Source organism: Chitinivorax sp. PXF-14 (assembly GCF_040812015.1).
Lineage (GTDB): Bacteria > Pseudomonadota > Gammaproteobacteria > Burkholderiales > SCOH01 > JBFNXJ01.
The window spans coordinates 106,741-122,733 of sequence record NZ_JBFNXJ010000009.1; the positions used below are offsets into that span (position 1 = coordinate 106,741).

Consider the following 15,993-nt stretch of genomic DNA (forward strand, 5'->3'; position numbering starts at 1 on the left):
ACACCAAACCGACCGACCCGACCGACGGCTCATTCGACGTGATCGAGCCCGAGCTCCTGGATCTTACGCGTCAGCGTATTGCGCCCAAGCCCCAGCAGGTTGGCGGCTTCGATGCGCCGTCCGCCCGTGTGCGACAGCGCCGTCAGGATCAGCGCACGCTCGAACTGCCGTGTCAGCTCGTCGATGATAGCCGTGTCGCCGCGATTGAGCTGGCGATTGGCCTCCTGCGTCAAGGCATCGACCCAGTCTCCGGCCGTGGCCGACTCGGCACCGCCTTCCTCGCGGATTTCGGGCGGCAGGTCGGTCACCTCGACATTCTGCCCCGGCGCCATCACGGTCAGCCAATGGCATACGTTTTCGAGCTGGCGCACATTGCCGGCAAATTCGCGCGACGCCAGATACTTCATCGCAGCATCGGACAACCGCTTGTGCTCAACGCCGAGCTCCTTGGCGCTCTTCTGCAGGAAATGGCGCGCCAGTAGCGGGATGTCCTGCTGCCGCTCGCGCAGTGGTGGCAAGCGCAGGCGGATGACGTTGAGGCGGTGGAACAAATCCTCGCGGAACGCGCCGTCCTTCACCCGCGTTTCGAGATTCTGGTGGGTGGCGGCAATCACGCGCACATTGGCCTTGATCGGAGTGTGGCCGCCGACGCGATAATAAAAGCCGTCGGACAGCACGCGCAGCAGCCGAGTCTGCAGGTCGGCCGGCATATCCCCGATTTCGTCGAGGAACAGCGTGCCACCCTCGGCCTGCTCGAAACGGCCGCGCCGCTGCGTCTGCGCACCGGTGAAGGCGCCGCGCTCGTGGCCGAACAGCTCGGATTCGAGCAGGTCCTTGGGAATCGCCGCCGTGTTGATCGCGATGAAGGGGCTCGCCGCACGCGGGCTGTGGCGGTGCAGCGCACGGGCCACGAGCTCCTTGCCCGAGCCCGATTCGCCGGTGATCAGCACGGTTGCCGACGACTGGCTCAGTCGCCCGATGGCGCGAAACACCTCCTGCATGGCCGGCGCCTGGCCGAGGATTTCCGGCGCGGCATCGATTTCCTCCGTCTCACCGCCCTTGCGCATGCTCTCATCGATGGCGCGGCGCACCAGCTCGATCGCGTGATCGATGTCGAACGGCTTGGGCAGGTACTCGAAGGCCCCGCCCTGGAAGGCCGCCACGGCGCTCTCCAGGTCGGAATGCGCAGTCATGATGATGACCGGCAAGTCGGGATGCTTGTCCTTCACCTTCTGCAGGAAGGTCAGACCGGATTCGCCCGGCATGCGGATGTCGCTGACCACCACTTGCGGCAGCTCACGCTCCATCGCGGCGAGCGCGTCGTGGGCGGTGGAAAAGGTCTTGAACTCGATGTTCTCGCGCGCCAGCGCTTTCTCGAACACCCAGCGGATGGAGCGGTCGTCGTCAATGATCCAGACGGGTTTCATGCCTTGAGCTCCTCAATGAACGGCAGCAGGATGGTGAAGCAGGTATGGCCCGCTCGACTCTCGAAGTCGATGGTGCCCTGGTGCTGGTGAACGTAGGTTTGTGCCAGCGTCAGCCCAAGCCCGGTGCCATCGGGGCGCCCCGATACGAGCGGGTAGAAGATGTTGTCGCGGATCACCTCGGGAATACCCGGGCCGTCGTCGACGATCTGCAGGCTCAGCGCAATGCGGTGGCGCTTGCGGGCGATCGTCACCTGGCGCGCCACGCGCGTCCTGAGCACGAGCTGCCCCTTGCCCTGCATCGCCTGGACGGCGTTGCGCGCGATATTGAGCACGACCTGGATCAGTTGCTCCTTGTCGCCGCTCAGCGCGGGCAGGCTGGTGTCGTAGTCGCGCCGGATCGCGAGCCCTTGCGGCACCTCGGCCAGCAGCAGGCTGCGCACGCGCTCGAGCACCTCGTGGATATTCACCTCGGCCACCTGCGGGATGCGGTGCGGTGTCAGCAGACGGTCGATCAGCGACTGCAGCCGTTCCGACTCCTGGATGATGACCTGCGTGTACTCGCGCAGCTCACGGCGATCGAGCTCGTGTTCGAGCAGTTGCGCCGCGCCGCGAATGCCACCGAGCGGATTCTTGATCTCGTGCGCCAGGTTGCGGATGAGCTCGCGGTTCGCCTGCTGCTGCATCAGGATGCGCTCTTCGTTGGCGATCTTGAGCTGCTGGTCGATCGGGCGGAACTCAAGCAGGAAGGCAGCTTGCGAGGCCTCGACCGGCGCCGCGTTGCAGGCCAGGTGCAGCTCGTTGCCGGTGCTGGTGACGAGCTTCAGGTCGTGCTCCGCCATGCTCACGTTCTTGGCCTCGGCCTTGTCCAGCACGGCTTGCAGGGCCGCGCCGTCACGCGCGAAGACAGCAACCAGCGATGCCCCGGTCACATTGCGCTGGGCAAACTCGAACAGGTTCTCGGCGGCGGGATTGACGTAGCAGATCCGCCGTTGCGCATCGAGCGCGATGACCGCCGAATCGAGCAGTTCTAGGCCGGAAAAGACGGGTGCATGCATTTGGCGCATAGACTATGAAAGGTGCTTGAAATTAAGCAATAAGCGGGCCATGACCCGATGCACCGAAAAAAAGCCCAATAAGCCGGGGACTTAACGATCGCACCAGATTGAACGGGGGCCGCACCAGGGGCTGGCAGGCGCTCAGAACAGGTGCAGGCGGGCACCCGGCCTGTTCACACGCACCATTTTAGTGCGTCAACGGGTGTTGCGAAGTTCTTTCTTGATCGCCTGGATATTGGCTTCGTGGTTCGACACGGCTTCACGCAGCTTGCCGAGGCGTACCTGGCGCTGCGCGGCATCTTCCCCGGTACGGGCAGCCTGGCCATCGTCATAGGCGCGGCGCGCGTCGGCCAGCAACTTTTCCTCGCCGGCCAGCTCATTGTCGAGAATGCCGCGACGTGTGGAGTCGCGCTTGCGCTGCGTGCCGATGTCGACACTGGGGAAGTCCGCCGGCCCCGGATTCACATTGACCCGTGGCGCGGCAGCGGATGAGGCGCCGCTCCCCTTGTAGCGCGGAGCGGGAATACTGTTGTAGACCCCGAGATCGAGCTTGTTCGCCCCTTTGATCGGCACATTGGAATAGGTGATGCGGCCGTTTTCGTCGACGTATTTATAGATGTCGGCGCGGGCCACACCGGCCGAGGCGGCAAGGCACAAGGTCACCCCCAGCGTCAGTAGGCGGGGCACGAATCGGCAGGCAGGGGCGGGCAATGCAAAAGGCATGAAACGGCGTTTGGGTAACGAGCTAAGGGGTTGGCGCGAGTGTAGAAAGTTTCTCGCGATAGAGCAACAGACAGGTTAATGACACCAGAATTCCCGGAGTGGCACAAAAAACAAAAGGAGCGGCAAGCCGCTCCTTTTGCTGATGGCAGGTAATGCCTTCGCGACAGCTTACAGGCTGTAGTACATCGCGAATTCGACCGGGTGAGTGGTCATGCGGAACTTCTGGACTTCTTCCATCTTCAGCTCGATGTAGGAATCGATCCATTCGTTCGAGAACACACCGCCACGGGTCAGGAACTCGCGGTCCTTGTCGAGGGCTTCCAGCGCCATTTCCAGGCTGTGGCAAACCTTCGGGATCAGCTTGTCTTCTTCAGGCGGCAGATCGTACAGGTTCTTGTCCATCGCGTCGCCCGGGTGAATCTTGTTCTGAACGCCGTCCAGACCAGCCATCATCAGTGCGGAGAAAGCCAGGTACGGGTTGGCCAGAGGATCCGGGAAGCGAGCCTCGATGCGGCGAGCCTTTTCGGAAGCCACGAACGGGATGCGGATCGAAGCCGAGCGGTTCTTGGCCGAGTAAGCCAGCATTACCGGTGCTTCGTAGCCAGGAACCAGACGCTTGTACGAGTTGGTGCCCGGGTTGGTGATCGCGTTCAGCGCCTTGGCGTGCTTGATGATGCCACCGATGTAGTGCAGCGCGAACTCGGACAGGCCAGCGTAGCCATTGCCCGCGAACAGGTTCTTGCCGTCCTTCCAGATCGATTGGTGAACGTGCATGCCCGAACCGTTGTCGCCAACGATAGGCTTCGGCATGAAGGTAGCGGTCTTGCCGTAGGCGTGAGATACGTTGTGCACCACGTACTTCAGGATCTGCGTCCAGTCAGCGCGCTGAACCAGCGTCGAGAACTTGGTGCCGATTTCGCACTGGCCGGCAGTCGCCACTTCGTGGTGGTGAACTTCAACCGGCACGCCCAGCTCTTCGAGCGCGACACACATTGCGGCGCGAACGTCCTGGAACGAATCGACCGGCGGAACCGGGAAGTAGCCGCCCTTGACGCCCGGGCGGTGGCCCATGTTGCCGCCGTCGAACTTCTGAGCCGACGCCCATGCCGCTTCTTCGGATTCGATCTTGACGTGGGTACCGGACATATCGGTGCCCCAGGTGATGCTGTCGAAGATGAAGAATTCGGGTTCCGGGCCGAAGTAGGCAGTGTCGCCCAGGCCGGATGCCTTCAGGTAAGCTTCAGCGCGCTTGGCGATGGAGCGCGGGTCGCGGTCGTAGCCCTTGCCGTCGACCGGATCGATCACGTCGCAAGTCAGGAACAGGGTCGGCTCGTCGAAGAACGGGTCGATGTTGGCGGTCGACGGATCGGGCATCAGCAGCATGTCGGATGCTTGAATACCCTTCCAGCCGGCGATCGACGAACCGTCGAAAGCGTGGCCATGCTCGAACCACTCTTCATCCACGACGTGAGCAGGAACGGAAACGTGCTGCTCCTTGCCACGGGTATCGGTAAAGCGCAGGTCAACGAATTTGATTTCGTTGTCCTGAATCATCTTCAAAACGTTGGCGACCGCCATGTTCTTCTCCTGTTTCGGATTACGTGATGTAAGCGTCTGTTATTAAAGCCGTTTCAGCACGGCGAAGCGGCTACTGCATATTCAGACAGTTTGACTTCAGCGCAGCCTGCGCGACGTGCAGTGATTGAAGCATGAAGCGTGCCATGCCCCAAAATGAGCCAAGCTATTGTGCCATAACGAGCTTTATTGCAGCCAGTGCATTCTTAGGCACACATATGGTGCATTACATTTTGCACCGCACCGTTTTGGTGCAAATCTTTCGCGTAGCGCCCCCTTTCCTGTTTTGCAATAATTTAAAAAACGGAACAAGGAGTGACCATGAGCAAGATCAATAACATCCTGCTCGGCGCCAAACAACGCGCAGAGCAGATGGGGCTACCCTATTCCGGCGCATTGCTGCCGGAAGAGGCCTACGAAATCATGCAGCACATAGCATCGGCCAAGCTGGTCGATGTGCGCTCCAGTGCGGAGTGGAACTTCGTCGGCATCGTGCCCGGCGCGGTGAACATCGAGTGGAAGACCTTCCCGGGCATGATCGAGAACCCCAATTTCCTGAATCAGCTGAAGCATCAGGTCGACCCAGAAGGCATCGTCATGTTCATGTGCCGAACCGGCGCGCGCTCGGACCAGACGGCAAGGCTCGCGGCCGAACACGGCTACGTGGACTGCTTCAACGTGCTCGAGGGCTTCGAAGGGGACAAGGACGGCCAGGGCCATCGCGGCAGCGTGACGGGCTGGAAGGCCAAGCAGCTGCCCTGGTCGCAAGGCTGAGCGATGCGCTGGCTGATCCTGGCGATCGTCGTGGCGGCGGGCGCCTATTACGCCGATGTCGGCGGACTGCGTGGCAAGCTGTCGCCACTGGTGGCGGCGACCCAATCTCCGGCGCCCTCCGTATCCGTCGTGCGCTGGCGCGACGCCAACGGCCACTGGGTCTACGGCGATGCAGCCCAGGCACCGAGCGGCACCCACGTGGAGCCGGTGAAGTTCGCTCCACTCAATACCATGCCAGCCGAACCGCACACCGCCTCCACCGCGACGGCACCTACGCAGTCACAGCAGCCGCGCAATCTCGCACTGGAGCGCATCGACAAGGCGATCAACCGCTAGGGCCGGCGCGCGCACCCACATCGGGCCTCGCCCATCGGTGGCGGCATACCGCGCGGCCGGCTCGCCTCGAACGACGCACGCAGGCCCAGGGCTCGCCGATAGCGGGGGGGCGCTGTGACCGGCGTGCTTCGAACGATCGCTCCCGCTATAATCGCACCATCGCATATCGGCCGGTCGACACGCTGTCGACCGGCCTCATTTTGTCAGCAGGAAAACAGCAGATGTCCGATCGATATGTCGTCATCGGCAACCCCGTTGCCCATAGCAAGTCCCCCCTGATCCATGCGGCCTTTGCCAAGCAGACCGGCGAGGACGTGCAGTACGACCGCCTGCTGGCGCCTGTCGACGGCTTCGACAGCGCGGTGTTCGAGCTGATCCAGAGCGGCGCCAAGGGCGCCAACGTCACGGTGCCGTTCAAGCAGGATGCATGGCGCCTCGCCAGCCGCCTGTCCGAACGGGCGAAACTCGCCGAGGCCGTCAACACGCTGAGCTTCGCGGGCGGCGAGATCGTCGGCGACAACACCGATGGCGTCGGCCTGACGCGCGACATCACGGCCAACCTGGGCGTCCCGCTCGCCGGCCGGCGCATCCTGCTGCTCGGCGCCGGCGGTGCGGCACGCGGCGTGTTGCTGCCGCTGCTGTCCTATCATCCGGCCATGCTGGTGGTCGCCAATCGCACCGCCGACAAGGCCATGCAGCTCGCGCGCCAGTTCGCGGCCTATGGCGAGGTCGCGGCCAGCGGCTATGCGGAGCTGGGCGAGCAGGCTTTCGACGTGGTGATCAACGCCACCTCGGCAAGCCTCAGCGATGCGTTGCCGCCCGTGCCCGCCAGCGCCTTTGCTGCGGGCAGCCTGGCTTACGACATGATGTACGGCAAGGGTCTGACGCCCTTCCTGCAATTTGCCCAGGCGCACGGTGCGGCACGCCTGGCCGATGGCTTGGGCATGCTGGTCGAGCAGGCGGCCGAGTCGTTCCGCATCTGGCGCGGCGTCGAGCCGCGCACCGCAGCGCTGCTGAGCCTGCTCAGGGAGCAGCTCGCGTGAAGTTGCTTGGCCGTCTGCTGCTATTTTTCATCATCATCCTGTTCGGTTACCAGCTCTGGCTGTTCGCACATGTCTGGTGGTGGGTCGATCACAATCCATCGGCCTCGGCCTTCATGGAGGAGCGGCTCGCCAAGCTGCAGGAAGAGGACCCCGAGGCCGAGCTGCGCCACAAGTGGGTCAACTACGAGCACATTTCGCCCAACCTCAAGCGGGCACTGGTGGCGAGCGAGGATGCCAAGTTCCTCGAACACGACGGCTTCGACTGGGAAGGCATCCAGAAAGCCTGGGAAAAGAACCAGAAGAAAGGCCGCATCGTTGCCGGTGGCTCGACCATCAGCCAGCAGCTGGCCAAGAACCTGTTCCTGTCGTCGAAGAAAACGCCGTGGCGCAAGGGTGAGGAAGCCGTCATCACGCTGATGCTGGAAAAGATGATGAGCAAGCGCCGCATCTTCGAGATCTACCTCAACGTGATCGAGTGGGGCAACGGCGTGTTCGGCGCCGACGCGGCGGCGCGCTATTACTACAAGACCAGCGCGGCCAACCTGTCGGCAGCGCAGGCCGCCAAACTCGCATCGATGGTGACCAATCCACGCTATTTCGACGAGCATCGCAACGACCGCAAGCTGCTGCGCAAGACGGCGATCATCCAGCGCCGCATGCCGTCGGCAGATTTTCCGTGACGTGAGCAATTTCCCCAATCGCACTGTCACGGAAGCAAGGTATAATCCGCCCAGGATGCCGCCCCTATGGCGGTTTTTCGAGAGTCTAGAAATGGAACCCAGCAGTAGTAGCTTGACCTACACGCTTCGCCAACCCATCACAGCCTAGCCTGCCGGTGCTCTTTTTGCCGCCCGCGCAGCCGGGTGAGAGAGCGCCATGAACGTCGCAGAACAAAAGCCGCAAGAAAGCCTACAAGAGAGCCTGCAGCAGGTGCAGCGCCTGCTCGCCCGCCACAAGCTGGTCGAGGACCTGGTCCACAAGCAGGACATGCCTCGCCACGACATCGTCGAAACCCTGGTCCACAAGCAGAATCTGGTCGAGCTGCAGCACAAGCTGGAACAGCTCCACCCGGCCGACGTCGCCTACATCCTGGAGACGCTGCCGCTCGACGACCGCCTGACGGTGTGGGATCTGGTCAAGGCCGAGCGCGACGGCGACATCCTGCTCGAGGTATCGGACTCGGTGCGCGAGTCGCTGCTCAAGTCGATGGACAGCGACGAAATCCTCGCTGCGACCGAGAACCTCGACGCCGACGAGATCGCCGACCTGGCGCCCGACCTGCCAACCGATGTCGTGCACGAGCTGATGGGCTCGCTCGATACCGAGGAACGCGAGCAGGTCCGTTCGGCGCTGTCCTACGACGAAGACCAGGTCGGTGGCCTGATGGACTTCGAGATGGTGACGATACGCGATGACGTCACGCTCGAAGTGGTACTGCGCTACCTGCGCCGCTTCGACGAGTTGCCCGACCACACCGACAAGCTGTTCGTCGTCGACAAGGCCGAAACGCTGCAGGGTGTACTGACGCTGAAGCGCCTGCTGATCAACGACCCGGAGAAATCCGTGGCCGAGGTGATGTCGCGCGACGTGGTCACCTTCCGTCCCGAGGACGATGCCGGCGACGCGGCCCAGTCCTTCGAGCGCTATGACCTGGTGTCGGCGCCGGTGGTCAACGAGGCCAGCAAGCTGGTCGGCCGCCTGACCGTGGACATGATGGTCGACGTGATCCGTGAAGAATCCGAGAGCGAGATGCTGAGCCTCGCCGGCCTGCGCGAAGAGGAAGACCTGTTCTCGTCGGTGTGGGCATCGGCCAAGAACCGCTGGCCCTGGCTCGCCACCAATATCTGCACCGCCTTTGTCGCATCGCGCGTGATCGGCGCCTTCGAGGGCACGATCAGCCAGCTGGTCGCGCTGTCGACGCTGATGACTATCGTCGCCGGTATCGGCGGCAACACCGGTAACCAGACCTCGACGCTGATCATCCGCGCGCTCGCGCTGGGCCAGGTCAATTCCAGCAATGCCCGGCGGCTGATCCTCAAGGAGCTCGGCATCGCACTGCTCAACGGCGCGGTGTGGGGCGGCGTGATGGGCCTGATCGCCTACCTGCTGTATCACCAGGTCTCGCTCGGGCTCGTGATGATGGCGGCGATGGTGCTCAATTTCCAGGTCGCGGCGCTGGTCGGCATCTTCGTCCCGCTGACAATGCACAAGATGGGGCGCGACCCGGCCTACGGCTCCAGCGTGTTACTGACGGCGACGACGGACAGCATGGGCTTCTTCATTTTCCTGGGCCTGGCGACGATCTTCCTGCTCTGACACCAGCCCCAGACGCAAAAAAGCACCGGTTCCGGTGCCTTTTTTGCGTTCAGCACGCTCAGATCTCGTCGAGCGCACCGTCGAGGTGGCGCAGGTCGGCCCAGCGCTCGATCTCCCAATGTCCTTCCTGATAGCTGAGCCAGTTCAGCGCCGCATTGGGAATCGGGTAGTCGCGTGCGGCGTCGATCGGCTGCCCGCTCGCGACACGGTTGGCGATATGTAGCGCCCCGCCGTGCGTGACCACCAGCACGGTCTCGCCAGGATGGGCCTGGGCGATCTCCTCCAAGGTCTCGTGGACGCGGCAGCCGAAGCGGCGCAGTGACTCGCCGTCGCCAGGGATGTCGTAATCGAGCTCGCGCGCGGAAAACCGGCGATAGGCCTCGGGGTGCTGCTTCGAGCCCTCGACATGGGTCAACCCCTGGAAGACTCCATAGTGGCGTTCGCGCAGGCTCGGGCGAAAGCGGATCGGCAGCTTGAGCCGTTGCGCGGCCGCCTCGGCGGTCTGCCGCGCGCGCGTCAGGTCGCTGCTGTAGATGGCGTCGAAGCTTTCACCTGCCAAGCCGACGGCCGTGGCCTCGGCCTGCTTCACGCCATTGTCGTTGAGCGGCACATCAATGTGGCCCTGCAGGCGGCGCGCCACGTTCCAGTCGGTCTCGCCGTGGCGGACCAGGCAAAGTCTTGTTTTCATTGCGGGTTCTGATGCATGGAGATAAGTAATTGTACCGTATTCACGCCATGTCGTTGACATTGTTGCAGCGCATCAACCCTGCGCCAGTGCGCCCAGCCGCCGGATCATCTTCTCCAGCTGGCCCGTGTAGGGATAACCGCAGGACAGGCGCAGGCAGTTCTGGAAGCGCCCGGCTGCGGAGAAGATCGGCCCCGGTGCAAAGCCGATGTTCTCGCTCGCCGCGCGCGCATGCAGCGCCAGGGTATCGGCTCCTTGCGGCAGCTCGACCCACAGCACAAAGCCGCCGGATGGCCGCGAGATGCGTGTGCCATCGGGGAAATACTCGGCCACGGCCTCGCTCACGCTGCGCACCTGCTGGCCGAGGGCCCGCCGCAACTGGCGCAGATGATGCTCGTAACCGCCCGATTCGAGAAACTCGGCCAGCGCCATCTGCATCACGGTCGGCATCGGCCCGCTGTTGAGCGACTTCATCAGCTCGACCTGGGGCAGGAAGCGCCCCGGCAGTATCCAGCCGTCGGAGAAGCCTGGCGACAGCGTCTTGCTGAAGCTCGACACCAGGATCACCCCGCCGGCCTTGTCGAAGGCCTTGAGCGGCAGCGGGCGCGGGCCTTCGAACTGCAGGTCGCCGAACACGTCGTCCTCGATGATCGGTACGTCGCGCGCCGCCATCAATTCGACCAGCTGGCGCTTACGCTCGACCGGCATGGTCGCGCCGAGCGGGTTGCTGCTGTTGGGAATCACGAACAGCGCCTTGACCGCGCCGTCGCGTGTCGCCAGGTCGAGCGCCTCGAGCGAGATGCCATCACGCGGATGCGTAGGAATTTCGAGCGCCTTCATGCCGAGCATTTCAATCAGCTGCAGCATGATGAAATAGGTCGGCGACTCCACCGCGATCGTGTCGCCGGGCTTGGCCACGGCGCGTAACGCGATGCTGAGCGCCTCCATACAGCCATGCGTCATCAGGATGTCGTCCTCGGTGACGTTGAAGCCGAGGTCGAGATAACGCCGAGCGATCTGCCGCCGCAAGGTGCGGCTGCCACGCAGCCGGCCGTAGGTGTGGCATTCGAGCTCCATCGAACGGGCGCGCTTGGCCACCAGCTTCATCAGCCTCTCGGTGGGCAGCAGGTCGGGGCTCGGACAGGCCGTGGTCAGCGGCTCCAGTGCCGGGTTCTGGCAGGCGCCGCGCACCTTGGCCAGCACCGCGTTGACGCCGACGAAAGTGGCTTCTTCCGCCGGCGCCACCTGGGTCGGCTCGGGCAGGCGGGCCGTCGTCCGGCGCACGAAATAGCCGGACTGCGGCCGCGCCTCGACCAGGCCCTGGTTTTCAAGCACGCGCAGCGCCTGGGTCACCGTCGAGATCGACAGGTCGCGCTGCTGGGCGATCTGGCGGATCGACGGCAGCCGCTCGCCGGGCTTCAGCGTGCCGTGATGGATGCCGGTCGAGAACTCGGTGGCCAGTCTCTGGTAGAGTCGGTCGGGTTTACTGAGCGTGGTGTCCATGTGGCGAGGTCCTGGCTGAAGCGGGGGCGAGAGGCGCCGCGCCCGTCGAGCAACACGTCACCTGGCAGTGAGCTGGCACGCCGCGTGTCGACCGGGGGTCGGCTTCGGGTCTCGCTATCATCGCGCGCGGCCTCGGTACTGATAAGATACAGTTGTCCGCTGCGGCAACCGACACAGTACAGCTCCCGCATGTGCCCCGTCGGTCGCCAGAACACCTTTTGCTGGGTGCGCCAGTCGCCCGATTTGCCGCCGCACCGCATTGCAAGCCGCTAAAATGGACTACCGCGGCGCGGAACATCGCGCCCAGCCATCCTTCGTATAAGTCGCCCAAACCCGTGCCCAGCTATCGCGATCTACTCAGACACAGCGGCCTCGATGCCATCGACGCACGCGCCCTGCTCTGCCATGCGCTCGGCGTCGATCATGCCTGGCTGATCGCCCATGGCCTCGACAGCGTGCCAGCCGGCCAGCTCGCCTGCTTCGACAGCCTGGCCGAGCGCCGCCGCCAGGGCGAACCGGTCGCCTACATCGTGGGCGAGCGCGAGTTCTACAGCCGGCCTTTCCATGTCACGCCGGAGGTATTGATCCCACGGCCGGAGACCGAACACCTGGTCGAGCTCGCACTGGCCCGCCTGCCGCTGGACAGGGCCGCGAGCGTGCTCGACCTCGGCACCGGCAGCGGCATCATCGCCATCACCATCGCGCTCGAACGTCCACGCGCCAGCGTGCTTGCCGTCGATGCCTCGCCCACGGCGCTGGCCGTCGCAGCCGACAACGCCCGGCGCCTAGGCGCCAGCATGGAGACCCGACTGGGCAACTGGTACAGCACCATCGAGCCCGTGCGGCGCTTCGAGCTGATCGTGTCGAACCCACCTTACATCGTTTCGGACGACCCGCACCTGCGTGAGGGCGATCTGCGTTTCGAGCCGGTGTCGGCGCTCACCGACCATGCCGACGGCCTCAGCTGCATCCGCCAGATCGTGGCTGGAGCCGTGCGCCATCTGGCGCCCGGCGGCTGGCTGATGTTCGAGCACGGTTACGACCAGGGCGCGGCATCGCGGGCGCTACTGACCGCGCAGGGTTTTGCCGGGGTACGCACCGAATGCGATCTTGCCGGCATCGAACGCGTCACGCTGGGTTGCCTTGAATCAAGGCCGCCGCTATAATTTCCGAGTAATTTGTTTGGGTATTTTAGACAGGACAAAGCATGGACATTCAAGCCGTTATTCAAGAGCAGGTCAGCAACAACCCGGTCGTGCTGTACATGAAGGGCACGCCGACCTTTCCGCAATGCGGCTTCTCCGCCAGCGCGGTCGGCATTCTCAAGGCCTGTGGCCTGGGCCAGTACCTGGCCGTGAACGTGCTGGAGAGCCCGGAAATCCGCCAGGGCATCAAGGAATTCTCGAACTGGCCGACCATCCCGCAGCTGTACGTCAAGGGTGAATTTGTCGGTGGCTCCGACATCATGCGCGAGCTGTACGACTCGGGCGAACTGAAGCAGATGCTGGACGGCATCGCCGGCTGAACGCCGACATCAGGCATGGCAAAACGGGAGGCTGCGGCTTCCCGTTTTTGTTTTGGCGCCGCCAATTGGCAAATGCCGCCGGCGCGCATATGCTGAAAGCAGCCACAGCTCGCCCGACAAGGAGAAGGGGCATGCCATTTGCCACGCTGCCAGCCCTATGGCGCATATGCTGGATGTGCCTGCTCCTGCTGGGCGGGGCGATCCAGGCGGCCCCGCTTGCGCTCGACGCCCGGCAGCAAGCGGTCGAGCTGTCGCCTCACCTGGCCTGGTATGAAACCACCTCGCCCGACCTGTCGGTACAGGCCATCGCCAGGGACCTCGCGCAGGGGCGGTTTCACCCGCCGCAAGGCCGGGTGCCCAATTTCGGCTTTTCGTCGTCCTCTTACTGGTTTCATGTCGCCCTCCACAACACCGGCGCCAGCGCGAGCGAATGGCTGCTGGAGAGCGGCTATCCGACGCTCGACTATGTCGATGTCTACCTGCTGCACGCCAACGGCCGGATCGACCACATGGCGGGCGGCGATCGCGTGCCGTTTTCCACGCGCGAGATTCCCCACCCGCACCAGTTGTTCCGCCTAGCGCTCGCCCCGGATGAGCGGGTCGACGTGTTGCTGCGGGTCAGCAGCCAGGGGCCGATCCAGGTCCCGCTGACGCTGTGGCAGCCCGAGGCGTTCTGGCTCGACTCGGCGAACATCGATGCCGGCCAGTGGATGTTCTTCGGCACGCTGCTGACGATGCTGTTCTATTACCTGGTGATCTACTTCTCGGTATGGGATCGCGGCTTCTTCTACTACGTGCTGTGCGTGGGCTGCTACTTCATCCAGAATTTCTCGATCCAGGGTTATGCCTTCCAGTATTTCTGGCCCGATTCGCCGTGGTGGGCCAATCAGGTCGTGCCGATCAGCTCGTCGCTCGGGCTCGCGGCCATCATCCAGTTCAGCTGCCACTTCCTCTCCCTGGCCCGCTGGCTGCCGCGCGTCGACCGTGTACTGCGGATGCTGATGTGGCTGGCCGTGGCCGATGCCTGCGTCTCGCTGTTTGCCAGCTACATGCTGGTCATGCACATCGAGCTCATACTGGCACTGATGACGCTGCCCCTGCTCTGCTTCTCCGGCATTTACGTGTTCTGGATCGCGCACCAGCGCTATGCGCAGTTCTACATGCTGGCGTGGCCGGTGCTGCTGCTTGGCGGCGCCGTCTACGTGCTGAAGGCGCTCGGGGTGCTGCCGTTCAACCCCTATACCAATCATGCGCTGGAGTTGGCGACCGGCCTCGATGTGCTGTTTCTGGCCTTTGCGCTGGCCCACCGGCTCAAGCTGCTGCGCGAGGAACGTGAACGCATCCAGCGCGAGGCCAACGAACAGCTTGAAGAGCGCGTCAGGCAGCGCACGGCCGAGCTCAATTCGACGCTGGATGAGCTGGCCTGCGCGCGCGATATCGCCGTCAACGCGCGCAGCATCGCCGAAGCGGAGCTGAAGGACTACCAGAGCCACCTCGAGCAACTGATCGACGACCGCACGCGCGAGCTCGCCGCGACCAACAAGGAGCTCGAAGCATTCAGCTACACCGTATCGCATGACCTGCGCGCGCCGTTGCGCGCCATCAACGGCTTCGCCAGCGTGCTGGTGGAGGACCACGCCGAACAGCTGGTGCCGGAAGCCCGCGGGCTAGTCGATCGCATCGTGGCGGCATCTCGCCGCATGGGCGAATTGATCGACGCGCTGTTGAGCTTTCACCGGCTGGCGCGTGAAGACCTGCAGCGCGAGCCGGTCGACCTCAGCACCATGGCAATCGAGCTGCTCGAGGAAATGCGTCCGCTCTACCCGGGCCGCAGCATCGGCTGGCAGGTGACGCCCGGCCTGAGTGCGACGGGCGATCGCCGGCTGATCCGCAATGTGCTGCAAAACCTGCTCGGCAACGCACTCAAGTTCACCGGCAGCCAGCCACTGGCGCAGATCGAGGTCGGGCGCGGGCGCGACCGCCAGCAAGAGGCCTTCTTCGTGCGCGACAACGGCGAAGGCTTCGACGCCGCCGCAGCAGCCAAGCTGTTCGGTGCCTTCCAGCGCTTTCACCGGCGCGACCAGTTCGACGGCACCGGTATCGGCCTGGCCTCGGTGCAGCGTGTCATCCACCGCCACGGCGGCGAGATCTGGGCCGAATCGCAGCCAGGCCAGGGCGCGACATTCTGGTTCACCCTGCCGGCCGCAGCCTGAACCCACGCGGCGGCCCGGCGGTCCACCCACAAAGGCAATTCAAGCAAACGCTTGTTTAAGCTTGCCTGATCGTTTGCATCTGCGGCATGATGCATGCGCCGATCAATTCAGGAGAAACCCATGTCGTATGTAACGCTGGAAAAGCAGGATGCCGTCTATGTGATGACGATGGTCAACGGTGAGCGCGCCAACACGCTGACCGACGCCGTTCTCGACGAATTCAACGCCCACCTCGACACGATCGAGGCGGACAGCGCGAACGCCGCCCTGGTGCTGGCCAGCAGCGATCCGAAATTCTTCAGCAACGGCATCGACCTCGAATACATCAAGAGCAAGGGCATGGAATACCTGTTCAGCACCTTCGGGCCACGTCTCGACCAGCTGCTGATGCGCCTGGCCCTGCTCAACCTACCGACCATCGCCTGTATTTCCGGCCACAGCTACGGTGGCGGTGCGCTGATCGCATCGTGCTTCGACTTCCGCGTCATGCGCGCGGACCGCGGCTATTTCTGCTTCCCCGAAATCGACATCAAGCTGCCGTTCACGCCGGCCATGCAGGCTGCCGTCAACCTGCTGCCGAACGAGCACGCACGCCAAGAGCTGGCCCTGACCGGCCGCCCGATCGGTGGCGAGGAAGCGGCCAAGCGCAATATCGTCGACCGTGCGCTGCAGGCCGACGAGCTGCTGCCTGCCGCCATCGAGATGGCCAAGCTGCTGGCTCAGAAGGACCGCCGCACCTATGCCGCGATCAAGCATGGCTTCCGCAGCCACCTGGGCGCGCTGGTGAACAAGGAACTGCGCTAAGCAACACGCACAGG

General features: G+C 63.8%; 15 protein-coding genes. 9 read left to right on the top strand and 6 right to left on the bottom strand.

The annotated features are described in order from the left end of the window. Positions 1-29 precede the first annotated feature (29 nt). The 4 genes from ntrC to glnA all read right to left on the bottom strand — a co-directional run bounded on the left by ntrC (position 30) and on the right by glnA (position 4,783). A complete protein-coding gene (gene ntrC / locus ABWL39_RS12420) occupies positions 30-1,427 on the bottom strand; it encodes a nitrogen regulation protein NR(I) (protein ID WP_367791337.1) in 1,398 nt (465 codons plus the stop codon). Continuing rightward, on the bottom strand, positions 1,424-2,482 hold the full coding sequence (gene glnL / locus ABWL39_RS12425; RefSeq protein ID WP_367791340.1) for a nitrogen regulation protein NR(II): 1,059 nt from the start codon (positions 2,480-2,482) through the stop codon (positions 1,424-1,426). Before glnL ends, ntrC begins: the two co-directional genes overlap by 4 nt. Positions 2,483-2,677: 195 nt before the next feature. Then, complete coding sequence (locus tag ABWL39_RS12430) at positions 2,678-3,169, bottom strand: DUF4124 domain-containing protein (protein WP_367791343.1); 492 nt, start codon at positions 3,167-3,169, stop codon at positions 2,678-2,680. Positions 3,170-3,373: 204 nt separating this feature from the next. Beyond that, positions 3,374-4,783, bottom strand: coding sequence for a glutamate--ammonia ligase (gene glnA, locus ABWL39_RS12435; RefSeq protein ID WP_367791345.1), 1,410 nt, complete (start codon positions 4,781-4,783; stop codon positions 3,374-3,376). A 318-nt stretch (positions 4,784-5,101) separates the two neighbouring features. Between glnA and ABWL39_RS12440 the strand changes: the two genes are divergently transcribed. The 5 genes from ABWL39_RS12440 to mgtE all read left to right on the top strand — a co-directional run bounded on the left by ABWL39_RS12440 (position 5,102) and on the right by mgtE (position 9,249). Further along, the gene (locus ABWL39_RS12440; RefSeq protein ID WP_367791348.1) at positions 5,102-5,554 is read left to right on the top strand and encodes a rhodanese-like domain-containing protein; all 453 of its coding nucleotides are present in this window, start codon (positions 5,102-5,104) and stop codon (positions 5,552-5,554) included. Between the two features lie 3 nt (positions 5,555-5,557). Then, on the top strand, positions 5,558-5,890 hold the full coding sequence (locus tag ABWL39_RS12445; RefSeq protein WP_367791351.1) for a hypothetical protein: 333 nt from the start codon (positions 5,558-5,560) through the stop codon (positions 5,888-5,890). 221 nt (positions 5,891-6,111) lie between these two features. Then, a complete protein-coding gene (aroE, locus tag ABWL39_RS12450) occupies positions 6,112-6,933 on the top strand; it encodes a shikimate dehydrogenase (RefSeq protein ID WP_367791354.1) in 822 nt (273 codons plus the stop codon). Continuing rightward, entirely contained in the window at positions 6,930-7,613 is a 684-nt protein-coding gene (gene mtgA, locus ABWL39_RS12455) for a monofunctional biosynthetic peptidoglycan transglycosylase (RefSeq protein ID WP_367791357.1), read from the top strand. The genes aroE and mtgA overlap by 4 nt, the downstream gene beginning before the upstream one ends. Positions 7,614-7,809: 196 nt before the next feature. After that, entirely contained in the window at positions 7,810-9,249 is a 1,440-nt protein-coding gene (gene mgtE, locus ABWL39_RS12460) for a magnesium transporter (RefSeq protein ID WP_367791360.1), read from the top strand. A gap of 58 nt (positions 9,250-9,307) precedes the next feature. Here the strand turns inward: mgtE and ABWL39_RS12465 are convergent, their stop codons facing one another. Together ABWL39_RS12465 and ABWL39_RS12470 are read right to left on the bottom strand one after the other, a co-directional pair. Continuing rightward, positions 9,308-9,937 (bottom strand): histidine phosphatase family protein, encoded by a 630-nt coding sequence (locus tag ABWL39_RS12465; protein ID WP_367791363.1) that lies wholly within the window; start codon positions 9,935-9,937, stop codon positions 9,308-9,310. Between the two features lie 72 nt (positions 9,938-10,009). Further along, positions 10,010-11,437: a PLP-dependent aminotransferase family protein gene (locus ABWL39_RS12470; protein ID WP_367791365.1), complete on the bottom strand. Its 1,428-nt coding sequence runs from the start codon at positions 11,435-11,437 to the stop codon at positions 10,010-10,012. Positions 11,438-11,772: 335 nt separating this feature from the next. On the opposite strand from ABWL39_RS12470, the gene prmC reads away from it, so the two are divergent. From prmC to ABWL39_RS12490, 4 genes are all read left to right on the top strand, one after another. Further along, on the top strand, positions 11,773-12,603 hold the full coding sequence (prmC, locus tag ABWL39_RS12475) for a peptide chain release factor N(5)-glutamine methyltransferase (RefSeq protein WP_367791368.1): 831 nt from the start codon (positions 11,773-11,775) through the stop codon (positions 12,601-12,603). Between the two features lie 41 nt (positions 12,604-12,644). After that, positions 12,645-12,962 carry a Grx4 family monothiol glutaredoxin gene (gene grxD / locus ABWL39_RS12480; RefSeq protein WP_367791370.1) on the top strand — a complete coding sequence of 106 codons (318 nt, stop codon included), beginning with the start codon at positions 12,645-12,647 and terminating at the stop codon, positions 12,960-12,962. A gap of 131 nt (positions 12,963-13,093) precedes the next feature. Beyond that, positions 13,094-15,175, top strand: a complete 2,082-nt coding sequence (locus ABWL39_RS12485; protein ID WP_367791373.1) for a 7TM diverse intracellular signaling domain-containing protein — start codon at positions 13,094-13,096, stop codon at positions 15,173-15,175. Positions 15,176-15,295: 120 nt separating this feature from the next. Beyond that, the gene (locus tag ABWL39_RS12490) at positions 15,296-15,979 is read left to right on the top strand and encodes an enoyl-CoA hydratase/isomerase family protein (protein WP_367791376.1); all 684 of its coding nucleotides are present in this window, start codon (positions 15,296-15,298) and stop codon (positions 15,977-15,979) included. Positions 15,980-15,993 lie beyond the last annotated feature (14 nt).